Source organism: Actinospineispora eucalypti (assembly GCF_039543365.1).
Lineage (GTDB): Bacteria > Actinomycetota > Actinomycetes > Mycobacteriales > Pseudonocardiaceae > Pseudonocardia > Pseudonocardia eucalypti.
Genome location: NZ_BAABJP010000029.1, coordinates 56,857 through 72,909 on the forward strand (window position 1 = coordinate 56,857; position 16,053 = coordinate 72,909).

At 71.5% G+C, this 16,053-nt stretch carries 14 protein-coding genes and 1 pseudogene; 2 read left to right on the top strand and 13 right to left on the bottom strand.

Features of this window, described 5'->3' with window-relative positions; translation table 11 throughout:
- Positions 1–116: 116 nt before the first annotated feature.
- On the top strand, positions 117–1,220 hold the full coding sequence (locus tag ABEB12_RS24400) for an alpha/beta fold hydrolase (protein ID WP_185060871.1): 1,104 nt from the start codon (positions 117–119) through the stop codon (positions 1,218–1,220).
- 86 nt (positions 1,221–1,306) lie between these two features.
- On the opposite strand, the gene ABEB12_RS24405 is transcribed toward ABEB12_RS24400, so the two are convergent.
- From ABEB12_RS24405 to ABEB12_RS24435, 7 genes are all read right to left on the bottom strand, one after another.
- Positions 1,307–3,058 carry an FAD-dependent monooxygenase gene (locus ABEB12_RS24405; protein ID WP_185060870.1) on the bottom strand — a complete coding sequence of 584 codons (1,752 nt, stop codon included), beginning with the start codon at positions 3,056–3,058 and terminating at the stop codon, positions 1,307–1,309.
- Between the two features lie 20 nt (positions 3,059–3,078).
- On the bottom strand, positions 3,079–4,047 hold the full coding sequence (locus tag ABEB12_RS24410; protein WP_185060869.1) for an LLM class flavin-dependent oxidoreductase: 969 nt from the start codon (positions 4,045–4,047) through the stop codon (positions 3,079–3,081).
- Positions 4,044–6,008 (bottom strand): acetoacetate--CoA ligase, encoded by a 1,965-nt coding sequence (locus ABEB12_RS24415; protein WP_185060868.1) that lies wholly within the window; start codon positions 6,006–6,008, stop codon positions 4,044–4,046. The genes ABEB12_RS24410 and ABEB12_RS24415 overlap by 4 nt, the downstream gene beginning before the upstream one ends.
- Positions 5,998–6,846 (bottom strand): fumarylacetoacetate hydrolase family protein, encoded by an 849-nt coding sequence (locus tag ABEB12_RS24420; protein WP_185060867.1) that lies wholly within the window; start codon positions 6,844–6,846, stop codon positions 5,998–6,000. The genes ABEB12_RS24415 and ABEB12_RS24420 overlap by 11 nt, the downstream gene beginning before the upstream one ends.
- Positions 6,847–6,861: 15 nt before the next feature.
- Positions 6,862–7,803, bottom strand: coding sequence for a VOC family protein (locus ABEB12_RS24425; RefSeq protein WP_185060866.1), 942 nt, complete (start codon positions 7,801–7,803; stop codon positions 6,862–6,864).
- 461 nt (positions 7,804–8,264) lie between these two features.
- Positions 8,265–9,029 carry an enoyl-CoA hydratase-related protein gene (locus tag ABEB12_RS24430; RefSeq protein ID WP_185060865.1) on the bottom strand — a complete coding sequence of 255 codons (765 nt, stop codon included), beginning with the start codon at positions 9,027–9,029 and terminating at the stop codon, positions 8,265–8,267.
- Complete coding sequence (locus ABEB12_RS24435; protein ID WP_185060864.1) at positions 9,026–10,267, bottom strand: CoA transferase; 1,242 nt, start codon at positions 10,265–10,267, stop codon at positions 9,026–9,028. Before ABEB12_RS24435 ends, ABEB12_RS24430 begins: the two co-directional genes overlap by 4 nt.
- A gap of 132 nt (positions 10,268–10,399) precedes the next feature.
- On the opposite strand from ABEB12_RS24435, the gene ABEB12_RS24440 reads away from it, so the two are divergent.
- The gene (locus ABEB12_RS24440) at positions 10,400–11,143 is read left to right on the top strand and encodes an IclR family transcriptional regulator domain-containing protein (RefSeq protein ID WP_185060863.1); all 744 of its coding nucleotides are present in this window, start codon (positions 10,400–10,402) and stop codon (positions 11,141–11,143) included.
- A 78-nt stretch (positions 11,144–11,221) separates the two neighbouring features.
- Here the strand turns inward: ABEB12_RS24440 and ABEB12_RS24445 are convergent, their stop codons facing one another.
- The 6 genes and pseudogenes from ABEB12_RS24445 to ABEB12_RS24475 all read right to left on the bottom strand — a co-directional run bounded on the left by ABEB12_RS24445 (position 11,222) and on the right by ABEB12_RS24475 (position 16,049).
- A complete protein-coding gene (locus ABEB12_RS24445; protein ID WP_345703112.1) occupies positions 11,222–11,818 on the bottom strand; it encodes a fumarylacetoacetate hydrolase family protein in 597 nt (198 codons plus the stop codon).
- Between the two features lie 7 nt (positions 11,819–11,825).
- Positions 11,826–12,053 (bottom strand): hypothetical protein, encoded by a 228-nt coding sequence (locus tag ABEB12_RS24450; protein WP_221497695.1) that lies wholly within the window; start codon positions 12,051–12,053, stop codon positions 11,826–11,828.
- 37 nt (positions 12,054–12,090) lie between these two features.
- Positions 12,091–12,477: an aldehyde dehydrogenase family protein gene (locus ABEB12_RS24455; RefSeq protein ID WP_345703113.1), complete on the bottom strand. Its 387-nt coding sequence runs from the start codon at positions 12,475–12,477 to the stop codon at positions 12,091–12,093.
- Positions 12,360–13,585, bottom strand: a pseudogene (locus ABEB12_RS24465) (aldehyde dehydrogenase family protein). Before ABEB12_RS24465 ends, ABEB12_RS24455 begins: the two are co-directional and overlap by 118 nt.
- A 200-nt stretch (positions 13,586–13,785) precedes the next feature.
- Complete coding sequence (locus ABEB12_RS24470; RefSeq protein ID WP_185060862.1) at positions 13,786–15,009, bottom strand: MCE family protein; 1,224 nt, start codon at positions 15,007–15,009, stop codon at positions 13,786–13,788.
- Between the two features lie 2 nt (positions 15,010–15,011).
- Positions 15,012–16,049, bottom strand: coding sequence for an MCE family protein (locus ABEB12_RS24475; RefSeq protein WP_185060861.1), 1,038 nt, complete (start codon positions 16,047–16,049; stop codon positions 15,012–15,014).
- Between the last annotated feature and the right edge of the window lie 4 nt (positions 16,050–16,053).

Genomic DNA, 16,053 nt, shown 5'->3' on the forward strand with positions numbered 1-16,053 from the left:
TCCTTCTCCACTCGTCCGAATGGTAAGCAGGAATTGATCGCACCCGGGTTAACCCACCTTGCGTTGATCACCATAAATGCGCGTCGATGCGCACAAGGTGAACATATGGAGTGGGCATGGGTACCTGGTCGGTACGCGGATGGGCATCGGTGTTGGTCACGGTGGCGCTCGGTACAGCGGTGAGCATGGCGGGGTCCTCGATCGTGTTCGCCCCGACGGCGGCGGCGTCCGACGACGTCGTGAAGGTGCCGGTGTCGTTCGAGGTCACGAACTCCAACGAGTCGAAGGTCGCGTGCACGTCCGACGGCCGGCGGTACACCGTGCGGGGCTTGATCGTGGCACCCCGGTCGGCGCTCTCCGGTGACCACGGCGCGCTGACCATCTACTCGCACGGGCTCTCGTACACCGGGCAGAGCTACTTCCACTTCACCGACGTCCCCGGCTACGACTACGTCACCGAGCAGGCCAAGGCCGGGCACGCGTCGTTGGCCTTCGACCTGCCCGGTTACGGCGCCAGTGACGTCGTCAAGGACGGGCACGACATCTGCTCCGGCTCCGAGGCGACGATCATCCACCAGATGGTCGGCCAGCTCCGGTCCGGCCGCTACCACGCGGATGGCCACGACGCGGTGTCGTTCAAGAAGATCGCGCTGGCCGGGCACTCGGCCAGCGGCCTCACCGCCCAGGCCGAGGCGTACTCGTTCCACGACATCGACGCACTGATCGTGATGGCGTACGCCGACCAGGGCTTCAGCCCGCGTCTGCTGGCCACCACCGCTCAGACGCTCACCCGCTGCACGCTCGGCGGCGAGCCGAAGAAGGACAGCCCGGGGACGACCGGCTACGCCTACTTCGGCCAGACCGACGAGGACTACCGCAGCGAGCACCTGTACGACACCGACCCCGACGTAGCCGAGGCGGCCACCGCGAACCGGGTGAAGAACCCGTGCGGCCGGATCGGCTCCGTGGCCGCGACCGTGGCCAGCGACGTCGCGCTCCTGGCCGCCGTGCACGTGCCGGTGCTGCTGGTCTACGGGCAGAATGACGCGTTGTTCCAGGACAACGCGGTGGGCACGCGGCGGCAGAAGGCGCACTTCGTGGGCAGCGGCGACGTCACTGACGTCTTTCTCCCGGGCACCGGCCACGCGCAGACCCTCGGACGCAGTGCACCGAAGATGCGCGCCGCGGTCTCCGACTGGCTGGCCGCTCGCGGCTTCTGAACCCTGGCCTGCCCGGGCCATCGACGACGGTGGCCCGGGCGTCAGCACCTCGTGGCCGCGTTTCGCGCGGCTCGGTAACGGCGCGATCAGGTGGTCGGGGAGACAGCCCGCCGCAGCGCGGTGGTGAGCATGTCGGCGGCGCCGGCGTCGTACTGGAAGCACCGCCAGGCAACGTGCCGGTCCGGCCGCACCAGTACGCATCCGCTGGTGCCGACCTCGCGGACGGATGCCCAGTCACCGTAGGGATCCAGGATGCCGTCGAAGGTGCCGACGAGGTGGACGTCCACCGCCACACCGGCGGCGGCCGAAGCCGTCGCCGCGGCCGCCACCCACGGCTCACCACCGCTTCCGGTGAGGAGGGCGAACCGCAGGCCGTCGACCAGATCGACAGTCGAGATCCGCCGGCCGTCCCGTTCGAGACGGGCGTGCGGGACGCGGGCGCCGGGACGGCTGGTGGGCCGGTGGTGCAGCACCGGATCCGGTGCGGGCACTGGTGGGTCGATGCCGTCGTCGCTGACCGCTGCGCTCGCGTAGCGGTAGCCGAGCTCGATCCCGTGCGCGTTGAACTGGTAGTTGCTGAGCTGGATCGCCTCGGCGAGGGCGGCGCGGCGCTCGTCGCCCGCGACCCCGGACTCGAACAGGATCCGCAGCTCCTTCCAACCGTCCTCCTCGGGCTGATCGGGGCGCAGTCCGAGCGCCGCGTCGACCGCGGTGCCCTCCTGGAGGCTGGTGATCGCGCGTTGCACCCCGGCCGCCCCGACGGGCTGCCGCTCCTGGCTGTAGGTGTCGAGCAGGGCCGGGTCGGCGGTGCCGTCGAGCACGAGCGCGAGCTTCCAGCCGAGGTTGTAGGCGTCGGCGATCGACATGTTGAGGCCGAGCCCGTTGGTGGGCGGGTGGCGGTGCACTGCGTCGCCCATGCACAGCACCCGGCCCTGCGCGTAACGGGGCGCGATCTGCGCGTTGACCTGCCAGCCGGCCACGCCCAGGATCTCGACGTCGACGTGCACGCCGACGGCGGCGTCGATGCGGTCGCGCAGCTCCTGCTCACCGATGCCCTCGAGCGGTGTCCGCTCCGGGTCGTACATAAAGGCGAAGACGAACTCGGTGAACGGCTTGTGGCAGATGAAGGTGCCCAGCCGCAGCGGCGGCAGCGGGCCGGGCATGACGTTCCAGGTGAGCACTCCGGGGCGGTGCGCGAAGTAGCGGCTCAGGTCGGCGCGGAACCACACGTTGGCGGCACGCGCGATGTCGGCCGGGCCCTCCACGTCCAGCCCGGCCTGGGCGAGTACCTTGCCGCGCGCCCCGTCGGCGCCGATGACGTAGCGCGAGCGCACGGTGGTCACCTCACCGGTGTCACGGTTGCGGATCGTGCTGGTCACGCCGCCCGCGTCCTGGGCGAGCTCGAGGAACTCGGTGTGGAATCGGACGTCGGCGCCCGCCTCGCGGGCGGCGTCGAGCAGCAGCGGTTCGAGCACCGTCTGCGGGCAGTTGGCCATCGGTTCGGGGCTGGACGCGAGGTACTCGCCGAAGCGGTCCGGGGGCGTGCCCCAGGTCTGCGAGCGGGCGATCTCGCGGCCGGCGAGCGTGGTCACCCACAGGTTGTTGCTCATCATGTGCTGCGGGGTGGCGACGGCGTGGAACCGGTCGGCGACGCCGAGGTGGCGCAGGATCTCGACGGTGCGCTGGTTGACGATGTGCGCGCGCGGCGTGTGCGCGGTGCCGGGGTGCCGCTCGACCAGCAGGTGCTCCACGCCGTAGCGACGCAGGGCCAGCGAGAACGCCAGGCCCGCCGGGCCGGCCCCGACGATGAGGACAGGGGTGGAAATCTCCTGGGACATGTCTCCTCCTGGCGGGTCGGTCAGGAAGCGGCCACGGCGGCGTGCAGCGTCGAGGCGAAGTCCGTGCCCGCGACGTTGCTGATCATGGGTGTCACCGGGCCCGCGGCGCGGTAGCGGCCCACCCCTTCGGCGACGGCGCGCGAGTCGCCGATCGCGCACAGGTCGGCGATGAAGTCCGCGCCGATGGCCTGGCGGCGGCCCGCGTCCGAGTCCGCGGCGTCGTAGGCGGCGATGTCGCCGGCGTACCCGGCGGCGGCGAACATCCGGCGGTAGAACGGCAGCCCGAAGTACCGGACGAGCTCGCCGCGCATGCCGTCCATCGCGCGCTCGGGATCATCGGTCGCGGCACACGGCACCGCGGCGAGTATCGCGAAGCTGTCCGGGTCTTTGCCCGCGGCGACCCGCGCCGCGCGGACCGTCGGCACGACGACCTCGCGCACGTAGGAGGCCGGGCAGGCCCACAGCACGATGCCGTCGGCGATCTCGCCGGCCAGCGCCAGCATGCCCACGGACAGCCCGGCGAGGTAGATGGGCAGGTCCAGGCGCGGCGTGAAGCCCGCGAAGGCGAACGTGGACCGCCAGCGCTCGCCCGTGGTCGCGGGCGCGCCGGCCAGCAGCGCCCGCACCAGGCCGGCGTACTCGCGCATCTCGGTGAGCGGGGACCCGATCTCCTGCCCGTGCCAGTTCGCCATCGTGACCCGATGGCCGACGCCGAGGCCGAGCCGGAAGCGACCGCCGGTGACGTCGTCGACCGTGGCCGCCGTCTGGGCCATCGACGCCGGTGTGCGGTGGTAGATCGGCGCCACAGCGACGCCGAGGTCGGCGCGCGGGGCGACGTCGGCCAGCCCGGCCAAGGTGGTGAACGAGTCACGCGCGGAGATGTGCGAGCAGTTGATCGCCGAGTACCCCAACCGGTCGGCCAGCGCGGCGTGCTTGCGCACTTGCGCCCAGCTCCCGGTGGTCGGCAGCAGGATCGCGGGGGCGATCACGACGCGGCCTCCTTGGCGAAGCCGACGAACAGCGCCAGGCCGTCCGGCGGATCGATGGTCCTGGGATCGGCCACGTCGGCGGGCCGCGCGCCGCGCAGGATCCGCTTGACCGGGATCTCGAGGCGCTTGCCGGTGAGGGTGCGCGGGATGGTCGGCACGTGGATCACCTCGTCGGGTACGTGGGTGGGGGACGCGTCGCGGCGGATCGCGGCGGCGATCGCCGCGCGCAGCTCGTCGTCGAGCGCGCGGCCATCGGCGAGGCTGACGAACAGCGGCATCCAGTAGCCGCCGTCGGCCTGCTCGACGCCGACGACGAGGCTGTCCACGATGTCGGCGAGCGGCTCGATGGCGCGGTAGATGTCGGCGCTGCCCATGCGGATGCCGTTGCGGTTGAGGGTGGCGTCGGAGCGGCCGTGCACGATGACCGAGGTGCGGTCGGTGATCGTGATCCAGTCGCCGTGCCGCCACACGCCGGGATAGGTGGCGAAGTAGGCCTGCCGATACCGCTCGCCGCCGGGGTCGTCCCAGAACCTGCTGGGCATCGACGGCATCGGCTCGGTCACCACGAGCTCCCCGACCCGGTCGCGGACCGGCCGGCCGTCGGCGTCCCAAGCGTCGATGGCGACGCCGAGTGCCGGCGCGGACAGCTCACCGGGCCACACCGGGACGGTCGGGCCGCCGCCGGCGAAGGAAGTCACGACGTCGGTGCCGCCGGTGGTGGAGTTGACCCGCACCTCCGGCCCGACGTGCTCGGCGACCCAGTGATAGGCCTCGGGCGGCAGCACCGAGCCGGACGAGCCGACCGAGCGCAGCGCGCCGAGATCGTGCGCCTTGCCGGGATCGAGCCCCGCGCGCGCCGACGCCAGCAGGTGGCCCGGGCTGGTGCCGAGCAGCGTGACCCGGTACTGGGCCGCGATCCGCCACAACGCGTCCGGGCCGGGATGGGTGGGGCTGCCGTCGTAGGTGACGATGCGGGCACCGGACAGCAGCACGGAGACCAGGTAGTTCCACACCATCCAACTCGGCGAGGTGTGCCAGAAGAACGTGTCGCCGGGCCCGATATCCAGCGCCAGACCCATCGTCTTGAGGTGTTCGAGCACGATTCCGGCGGTGCTGTGGACGATGCCCTTGGGCCGCCCGGTGGTGCCGGAGGACCACACGACCCAGAGCGGGTGCTCGCTGGGCAGCGCGGCCGGGGCGAACCGGTCGGTGGCCACCGGGTGCGGCCATGGCCGGGCGCCGTCGAACGGGCCGGCGCCGACCCGCTCGGCCATGACGGTCGCGCGCACGGTGGGCAGCGCGGCCCGCAGCCGCGCCGCGGCCGCCCGGCGGTCGTGCGTGCGGCCGCCGTACCGGTACCCATCGGCGGTCACGAGCACCACCGGTTCGAGCTGGGCGAGCCGGGTGGCCGCGGCCGACGGGCTGTACTCCTGGCCGCATACCGACCACACGGCCCCGACGCTCGCCGCGCCGAGCAGGGCGATCACGGCCTCCGGGATGTTCGGCAGGAACCCGGCGACCCGGTCCCCCGGCCGCACTCCCAGCCCGGTGAGCTCGCGCGCGAAGGCCGCGACCCGGGCCCGTAGCTCGGCCGCGGTGATGTCCCGGCCGATCGGCCCGTCATCGGCGCCTTCCCGGACGTCGACGAGCGCCACGTCGTCGTCGGACCGCCCGCGCAGCAGGTGCTCCGGGTAGCTCAGCCGCGCGCCGGGGAACCACTGCACGTACGGCATCCCCGAACCGCGCCGCACGGCTGTATACGGCGTCTCCGCCCGCACGTCGAAGAACTCCCACACCGCCGCCCAGAACTCGTCGAGGTGCGCGATCGACCAGCGCCACAGGTCGAGATAGGTCGAACCGGTGTAGCCGCGCCCCCGCAACGCCTCGGCGAACGCGGTGACCCGAGCGTCCGCGACGCCCTCGGCATCCGGCGTCCAGATCGGGATCGGTTCAGCGACCATCGGGCGCGACAATCGGGTTGTGCAGCTCGCCGATACCCTCGACGTAGCTGTCCAGCGTCGTGCCGGGCCGCAGGAACTCCTTCGGCGTACGGGCCATCCCGACCCCGGGCGGGGTGCCGGTGAAGATCAGGTCGCCGGGCAGCAACGGGAGCACGGCCGACAGCCGCGCGACGAGCGCCGGCACCGAGAAGATCATGTCCTTGGTGCGCGCCCGCTGCAGCACCCGCCCGTCCACCGAGCAGCCCAGCTCCAGGTCGTCCGGGTCGGCCAGTTCGTCGGGCGTCACCAGCCACGGCCCGATCGGACCGAATCCGGGGAAGGACTTGCCCATCGAGAACTGCGGCACCGGGCCGGCCAGCTGGACGGCGCGCTCGGAGATGTCCTGCCCGGCGGTCAGTGCCGCGACGTGCGACCAAGCCTTCTCCTCCGGCACGTGCTCAGCCCGACGGCCGATCACGGCGACCAGCTCGACCTCCCAGTCGACGGTCGCGCTGGGCAGCGCGACGGCGGCCGTGGGGCCGGTGAGGCAGGTCGGGAACTTGGTGAACACAGCGGGCTGCTCGGGTACGGCGACGCCGGACTCGGCCGCGTGGTCGCGGTAGTTCAGGCCGATCCCGAAGACCTGGGCCGGGCACAGCAGCGGAGCGCCGAAGTCGCCCGGCGCGACCGGCGAGCCGCCGTCCGGTGCGGCGCCTTCGGCCCAGGAGAGGAACTTGTCCCACTCCCGGTAGATCGCGTCGGGGTCGGACTCGAACCTGCCGCTGCTCGCGGTCTCGACGTCGACGGCAAGGTCCTCGCGCAGGATGGCGAGGCGGCCCCTGACATTGGCGATGCGCATGACGAATCCCCCCGATCAGCCGGCGCTGTGCGCGTCGGTCATCAGCGCGGCCAGGTCCTCTGGCTGGATGAAGGACGGCGGGATCGGCGGGCCCCAGTTGTAGATCCCGCGGGCGCCCTCGACGACCGCCGGATCCCACAGCGCGTCCTCGACGATGCAGTCGAGGTCCGAGTAGTACTCGGAGAAGTTGCCCGCCGGGTCCTTCAGGTACCAGAAGAAGTTGGAGCCGATGTGGTGGCGGCCCAGGCCCCACACGTGCCGTTCGGGATGCCCCTCGAGCATCGCGGTGGCGCCGCGGCCCACCTCGTCGACGTCGTTGACCTCCCACGCGGTGTGGTGCAGGAAGTTCACCGGGGCCTGTTGCACGAGCAGGTTGTGGTGGTCGGTGCTGCACCGCAGAAACGACGCCAGCCCGGGCGCGTGGTCGGTGACCTTGAAACCCAGCCCCTGGGTGAAGAACCGCTGCGAGGCCTCCTGGTCGAGCGAGCCGACGACCACGTGGCCGAGCCGGCGCGGGCGCACCGCGCCCTCCCGTTCGATGCCGGGAGCGCGTCGGTTGGCCCGATCGGGCCGGCCGGGGCCGTTGTAGGGCTCTTGCTTCGCCGCCGTCTGGACGATCCGCGGCGCCACCGCGATCGTCACGTTCAGCGCCGAGTTCGGGTCCTGCACCCGCAGCCGCCCCTCCGCCTGGTCGAACTCGACGTCGAGCGCGGACAGGTTGGCGGCGATGCGGCCGATGTCGTCCGGATCATCGGCGCCGATGGCGATCTTGAGCAGCCGCCGGCGCGGCACGGGCACAAGGGTCAGCTGGTCACCGCCGTCGGCCGTGGCGAAGACGCGCTTCGTTCCTTCGTCGTCGGTGTGCGTCGGTTCCAGCCCGAACGCCTCGTAGTAGCCCGACACTGCTTCGACGTCGGGCACGCCGAGGGTGATCGAGGTCAGTCCGTGCAGGGCCATGGACCCGGGTCCTTTCTCGTGTGCTGCTCAGAACGGGAACCGCCGCTCCGCGGCAGCGGTGTTGATCTGGGTGAGACCGTCGAGAGAGAGCCAGTGCGCACGGGGACACCCCCCTTCCGGCTTCGGCTCTGCGGCGGTACCTGGGGGTTCGACCAGGCCGGCAGGTGCCGACGGCCGCCGCAGCGGTGAGGCAAAAGTAGACCACTCTTATCGATATGTCAATAGAAAATCGTTATTCTAGTGCCATCGGCGCTCCACCCGGATCGAGGCGGCCATGACCGACCCCGCGATGGTTCTCCCGGGCATCGATGTCCGCGATCGTTCCTTGGGGCGGCTCCGCGGACCGGAATCCGGGAGGTCGAGCGGCGTCACGGCGGGGTCGTCGTCAGTGACGACCGCTCACCCACCCGCTGATCGGGAATCCCATCGACAAGGCTGCGGTGAGGTGCCGAGCGGCCGGGTCAGCGCCCGAGGAAGACCGGCCCGCGCTTCTCGATGATCGCCCGCGCCCCTTCCCGCGCGTCACGGGAGTCGGCGCACAGATCGAGCAGCTCCCCGGCCCGCTGCCGCGCCTCAGGTCGGTCCGGATCGGCGACGGCGGCGATCGTCGCCTTCGCCGCCCGGACCGACAACGGCGCGTTCGACGCGATCGCCTCCGCGACCGACAGCGTGGCGGCGTCGAGGTCGTCGGCGGCGGCGAGCCGTGTGACCAGCCCGATCCGATGCGCCTCGACGCCGTCGATGCGCCCAGCGGTGAGCAGCAGGTCCGCGGCCGCCGCCGTGCCGACCGCGCGGACGAGCGTGCGCACCTCGGGTATCGGGTAGCCGATGCCGACCCGGGCCGCGGGGATACCGAAGACGCTGGTGGGCGTGGCGATGCGCAGGTCGGCGCGGAGCGCGACGGCGACCCCCGCGCCGAGGCAGTAGCCGCGGATCATGGCGATGATCGGGCGGTCGAACGCCTCCAGGCCGCGGAAGAGCCTGGCCGCCGCCTCGGGAATCGCCTGCCGGCGGTCGCCGGCGAGCTGGCGGAGGTCGGCGCCGACGCTGAAGTCCGTGCCGTGTCCGGACACGACGACCACGCGCACGGCGGGATCGGCGGAGAACCCGTCCAGCGCCTGCGCGGCATCGTGCATCAGCTGAACCGACAGCGCGTTGCGCCGGGCCGGGTCGGCGAGCACGAGGTGCCCGATCCCCTCGCCCACGGTGGTTGCGATCCCGCTCATCCGACAGCCCGCTCAACAACGCCCGGCGCGACCTGGACCACCCCGTCCGCGACCAGCTGGTCGACGCGCGTTCGGTCGTAGCCCAGCTCGTGGAGCAACCGGGACGTGTCGGCGCCGACGACGGGCGCGCGCCGGCTCGCCCGAGGGGCGCCGTCGGACACGATGGGGGTGTTCACGATCCGCGCGTGACCGAAGCGCTCCGCGTCGCGCGGGAACATCTCCCTGGCCGCGTACTGCGGGTCGTCGAGCATCGTGTCGATGGTGTTCACGGGTCCGCACGGGATGCCGGCGTCGTGCAGGCGGGCCATCCAGTCGTCCCGTGGGCGCTTGTCGAACCGCTCCTGCAGCAGCCCGGCGAGCTCTGCGCGGTGCACGAACCGCTCGTACTCGCTCGCGAAGCGCGGATCGGACGTCAAATCGATGTCCAGCAGCCGGCAGAGCGCCGGCCACGACCGGTCCACCGCCCCGACGACGAGTGTGCGGCCGTCGGAGCACTCGAAGGCCTGGTACGGGGCAGCGAGCCGGTGCGCGGTACCGAGCGGACCGGGGGGCACCGCCGTCCCGAGGTAGTCGGCGACCTCCCAGACCGACCACGACGCGACGGCGTCGGCGAGCGCGACGTCGATGTGCGCGCCGCCACCCCCGGCGCGGGCGCGCAGGAGTGCGGCGAGGATCCCGATGGCGCCCCACATGCCGCTCCCGAGGTCGGACACCGGGTACCCGGCCTTGGCCAGCTCGCCGTCCGCCGAACCCGTCACGCTCATCAGGCCGCCGTAGGCCTGGGCGATCAGGTCGATGCCCTTCGCGTCCCGCATCGGGCCGTGCTGGCCGAACCCGGAGATGGAGCAGTAGACCAGGTCCGGGCAGTCCGACCGGAGGTCCTCGTATCCCAGCCCCTGCCTGGCCAGCGCGCCGACCCGGAAGTTCTCCACCAGCACGTCGCTGGACCGCGCGAGCCGGCGCACGATCGCCTGCCCGTCCGGGTGCTTGATGTCGACCGCGAGGCTGCCCTTGCCGCGATGGACGAGATCGAACGGCATGGACCGTCGCTCGGGACCGACGACCCGGCGCCGCAGGCCGTCGCCGGCCACCGGTTCGACCTTGATCACCTCGGCACCGAGGTCGGCCAGGATCGTCGTGCAGTACGGACCGGCGAGCGCGCCGGTGATCTCCAGGACGCGCACCCCCGCGAGGAACGCCTTCCCCGGTGCGCCACCATCGCGAGTCTTGTTCGACACGATTTCTTCTCCGACCGGTTCGTATTACGGTTCGCTGGACCGCATAGTGAGACGCTAGAAGGGACCTAGGCGGGTGTCAACCCGCCGCCTAGCTGGCATGCTGGACCGGCACGCACACCAGGAGGTCGGAGCATGCGAAGTGTCAAGACCGCGTTCCAGGTACTCGACGCGGTCGCGGACCACCAACCGGTCGGGCTCAGCGAGCTTGCCCGCCGGTTGGAGATGCCCAAGGCCACGGTCCAGCGCAGCCTCGCCGTCCTCGCCGAGATCGGCTGGATCCGGGCGGACGGCCAGGACATCACCCGGTGGGTGCTCAGCGAGCGCGCCCGGATCCTCGCACAGCGCGTGGGCGACTACGCGCGGCTGCGCAACGCGGCGCTGCCCAGCCTCGCCCGGCTGCACGCCGACACCCTGGAGACCATCCACCTCGCGGTGCCCGAGGACGACGAGGTCGTCCTCATCGAGCGGCTCGACAGCACCCATCCGGTCCGCGCCGTCCGGCCGATCGGCAGCCGGCTGCCGCTGCACGCCTCGTCGAACGGCAAGGCCATCCTGGCGTGCCTGCCGGACGAGGAGGTCCGCGCCTACCTCGAGCACGATCTTGCGGCACGTGCCCGCAACACCAAGACCGATCCCGATGCGCTGCTGGTGGAACTCAAGCTCGTCCGCGAGCGGGGCTACGCCGTGGCCGACGAGGAGGCGGCCGACGGGGTCGCCTCGGTAGCCGCGGCCATCCGCCCCGAGGGCCGGCGTGCGGTGGCCGCCATGAGCGTCTCGGGACCGGTCACCAGGATCCGACCGGACATCTACCAATTCTACGGCGAGAAGGTGAAGGCGGCCGCGCAGACAGCGGGCCGGGAGATGGCGTCCTGGTGAGACCGGCGACGACCGTCCTGGCACCGAGGCTGAACCTGGTGCCGGTGTCGATGGACGCGACGTAGGCGATGTCGCCGGTCACGGCGATCGGGAGACGATCGGGTTGCGCAGCACGCCGATCCCCTCGATCTCGACCTCCACGACGTCGCCGTCGGTGAGGAAGCGGGGCGGGTCCATGCTTGCTCCGACACCGGCCGGCGTGCCGGTGGCGATGACGTCACCGGGCAGCAGCGTCACCGTGTCGCTGATGTAGGCGATGACCCGCGCGAGGTCGTGGATCATGTCCCCGGTGTTGCCATCCTGCACGGTCTCCCCGTTCACCCGGGTCCGCAGGGAGAGCCCGGCCGGATCGGGCAGCTCGTCGGTGGTGACCAGCACCGGTCCGATCGGTCCGCTGCGGTCGGCGTTCTTCCCGAGGGTGAACTGCGTCGTCTCCAGCTGCTTGCGCCGGGCGCTGAGGTCGTTGAAGGCCGTGTAGCCGAGGACGTGCCTCAGCGCGTCCGACTCCGCTACGCCGAAGGCGGGAGTGCCGATCACCGCCGCGAGCTCTCCCTCCCAGTCCAGGCCGGGCTCGTTCGGCGGGACCGGGACGGGCGCCCCGTCCACGACCAGGGTGCTCTCCCACCGACCGAAGATCATCGGTACTTTCGGGAGCTCGATACCGCCGGTGCGCATCGCCTCCTCACCATGTGCGAGATAGTTGATACCCACGCAGAACACGCGGGCTCCCACCGGCACGAACCGCGACCAGCTCCGACAGCGGCCGCGCCGACTCCGGCACCGCCCGGCTGTCGAGCGCGGCGTACGGGCCGTCGTAGAAGTCCTCCGTCGTCGCGATCGGCGTGACCACATCGCCGTCGAGCCGGCCGATCCGCCGCACCCCGTCTCCGGCGTATCCGATCAGTCTCATGCACAGGTCCCTTCCTGCTCGCGTCCGTCCGGTTCGGTCACAGACCGACGGTGACGGTCTTGATCCGGGTATAGGCGGCGATCGCGGCTTCGCTCGAGCACTCGGCCCCGAGCCCGCTCTCCTTGAAGCCCCCGTACGTCAAGCCGGGAAGCTGGCCGAGGCCGCGGTTGACCTGGACCCAGCCGCTGTCGATCGCATGCGCCGTCCGCAGCGCCATCCCGATGTCGCGGCACCACACGTAGGCCGCCAGCCCGTAGTGGCTGTCGTTGGCCATCGCCACGACCTCGGCCCGCCTTCGCCACGGGATCACCACCAGGACCGGACCGAAGACCTCCTCGCGAGCCACTCGCCAGGTCGGATCGACGTCGGTGAGGATGATGGGCGACATGAAGTAGCCGGCCGAGCTACCCGCGGGATCCGGCACGGCCCGAGCCGCGGCGTCGCGCCCTCGGCGACCGCGGCGGCCACGTACCGGCGGACCCGCTCGTACTGGGTGCGGTTGATCAGCGATCCCATGTCGGTTGCGGGATCGAGCGGGTCCCCCACCCGCAGTGCCCCAGCCAACTCGACCAGCCGGCTTACGAAGGACTCGAAGACGTCCTCGTGGACGAACAGCCGAGACCCCGCCGTGCACGACTGGCCCTGGCGGCCGAACCGCATACCGGCCAGGACCCCGCGGGCGACCTCCTCGCTGTCCGAGTCGGGGAAACGATGGCCGGGTTCTTCCCGCCGAGCTCCAGGGACACGGGCAGCACCCGCTCCGCGGCCACCCGCATGACCTCCCGGCCGACCGCGATCGATCCGGTGAACGACAGCTTGTCCACGTCGGCGTGGCCCGTCAGTGCCGAGCCGCACCGCGGCCCGTAGCCGGTCAGCACGTTGACCACACCGGGCGGCGCGTGGCGGCGGAAGATATCGGCAATGTGCAGCGTGGCGAGCGGGGCGTCCTCCGCGGCCTTCAGGACGATCGTGTTGCCGGTACAGAGCGCCACGGAGATCTTCAGGGTCGCCAGCACGACCGGGGTGTTCCACGGGATCACCGCGGCGACCACGCCGAGCGGCTCCCGGACCGTGTAGTTGAGGAGATCGGCGCTGATCGGTGTCGTCACGCCGGTGAGCTCGGCCGCGGTGCCCGCGAAGTACCGGGCGAACATCGCCGCTTGCACGACCTCGGGCCGGGACTGGGTGCGCAGCGCGTTCCCGGTCTCGCGCGCGGCCAGGACGGCGATGACATCCGCCTCCGCCTCGATGGTGTCGGCGACCCCGGCGAGCACGCGGAACCGCTCCCGTGGGGTCGAGACGCGCCAGCTCGCGAACGCGCCGCGCGCGGCGGCGACGGCCGTCTCGACGTCGGCCTCGGCCGCACGCGGAACGGAGCAGATCACCACCCCGGTTGCGGGGTCCGCCACGTCGAAGGTCTCCCCCGATGCCGCGTCGACCCACGCGCCACCGATAAGCATCCGATGGTGCTCACTGCCGCCGGCCATGACGAACCGGCCGGCGACACCGGTCGGTCCCGGCCTCAATGTCATCGCCACTCCCTGTGTGAGCGTCGAGTCCCGCCATCGGACCCATAAGCGGACCGACGACTCGGATCACGACGCGACCAGAGACGTGGCATCGCGGCCAGCCGTCCGGCCGTGGGTATCGGTCCGCATTACGGACCGTTGGTCCCCGTCTAGGGTCGCCACGTTACCGGCTCTCACGTCGAACGGGAAGCACCGGCGGTGGTTCAGCGATCGCGTGTGGGTGGGGCGGTCCCGAAATGGCGCATCGAGCCGATCGGCCGCCCGAGGCACTCCTCGACGCTGGCGGCCCGGACGCCCGGTGCGTTGAGGCACGGCGTGTTGCGCGCGCCGCGTGGGTCACGCGGATCCGCGTGCGGAACCTTGCAGTAGAGGTCGCCGGGGAGACTGGCCGGGGGCGTCTCGATACGGAGGTCGCGGGCTCGGTCTATCGGCATGAACCCGGCGTAGCACGGCGGCGGCTCGTTGAAGTTGGTCCCGAGGCTCATGTGGAACGTGCCGGGTTCGGTGCCGGGTTCCGTGGCGGACGACTGCACGGCGGCGACGATCGCCGGGTAGATCACCAGTACTTGCTGGATGCCTAGGAGGTAGGTGGGCAGCATCCGCCCGGCGTCGGCGAAGTCGTCCAGCATCGGCCGCAGCCCGGGCCGGAAGAGCTTGACCAGGTCGACGACCTCGTCGGTCGCCCTCGGCCCCTCGGTGAGCAGGGTCCGCACGTCGGCGTCGCTGGCCCGCAGCTGGCCGATAACGGTGGCGAGGTCCCGGTTCCACGCACGCAGATCGTCCGAGGTGGCGAGCTGCGTGCGCAGGAACGGCCGCAGGCCGGCCAGCAGCTCCCGGGTGGGCCGCAGGTTGACCTGCGATTCGCCGACCAGCGCCCGGGTGGCGTCCAGCAGCGGACCGAAGTCGCGGGAGCCCTGGCCGAAACCGGTGGTCAGCTCCGAAAGCAGCTGCGAGAGCTCTCGCTTGGGCACCGAGTTGAACAGGGCGTCCGAGCTGCTCAGGATCTCGGCCTCCGGTATCTGGCCGACGCTCCGCCCCACCGGGACCACCGCTCCGGGAGCCAGGTCCGGCCCGCCACGGCCGGCCGGGACCAGATCCACGGACCGCTCCCCGACAGCGGACATGCTGACCGCGCGCGCGGTGACCGCGGCCGGGATACGGACGTCGTCCTGGATGGTGAGGCGTACCTGTGCGGTCCGGCCCGGGCCGAACCCGATCTTCTCGATCTTTCCCACCGGGACGCCCCGGTAGGTGACGTCACCGCCGGGGTAGAGGCCGTCGGCACTGCTGAACTGGACGATGACCGGGTACACACCCACTCCGAACATCCCGGGCAGGTCCATGTATCTGATGCCCACGACGCCGACCGCGAGCACGGTGAGGATGCTCAACGCGAGAAGCTGGCCCCTGACCAGTCGGGTGTACATGGTCAGCGGCCCTTCTTCGGCGCGGCGACCGGGAGCGGGGGCGGGATCGGTCCGGGCAGCCGGCCCGCGATCCGGGTGAGGTCGAGGGTGAGGGAGGAGCTGAACGCGTCGCCCTTGATGACCCGGTCCGCCACGCTGATCGGGAACAGCAGGGATCCCGCGATGTCCAGGGAGTTGGGCAGGTCGTTGCCCGAGCGCCGCAGCTGTGCCAGCACGGGGCGCAGGTCGCGCAGGTTCGCGCGCAGGCCGTCACCCGAGCTGTGGATCACCCGGAGGCCGACGACGGAAAACGCGTCCAGCGCCTTGATCGCGTCGGTCAGCGCGGTCCGCTGCTGGTTGAGCACCGCCATTCCGGGCCCGAGTTTCTCGATGCCCCTGCCCAGATCGTCGTTGCGCGCGGCGAGCCGGGTGCCCAGCCGGTCCAGGGCGTCGATCACGGCGACGAGCTGGGTACGCTGCTGGTCCAGGCTGCGCATCGTGGTGGCGAGGTTGCCCAGCAGCTCGCGTACCTGCGGCTCGTTCCCGCCGAGCGCCTTGTTGAGCTCGACCGAGATGGTCTGGACGTGCTGCAGGCCGCCGCCGTTGAGCCACAGCGAGAGCGCCGCCAACAGCTCCTCGGTGTCCGGGTACTTCGACGTTCTGCTCAGCGGGATGACGTCGCCGCCACGCAGCCGCCCGGCCGCCGGCTCGGCGGTCGGGCGACGCAGTTCCACGTACGTCGAGCCGAGCAGGCTCTTCTGCCCGATGCCCGCGGTGACGTTCGCCGGCAGGTCCACCGAAGGGTCGAGGCCGAGGATGATCCGGGCGTGCCAGTCTCCCCGGGTGACCGCACGCACCGTTCCGACCGTGACGTCGTCCACCTTGACCTCGGAGTTCGGCACCAGATTGCCGGCCGTGGCGAACTCGGCGGAAACGACATAGGAACCGCCCCCGGTACCGGCGCCACCAGGCAGCACCACGGAGTTCAAGCCCCGGTACCCACACCCGCCGAGCGCAATCGTGGTGAGCGACAGCGCGGGGATCACGAGCAGCCCGGTCAACGAT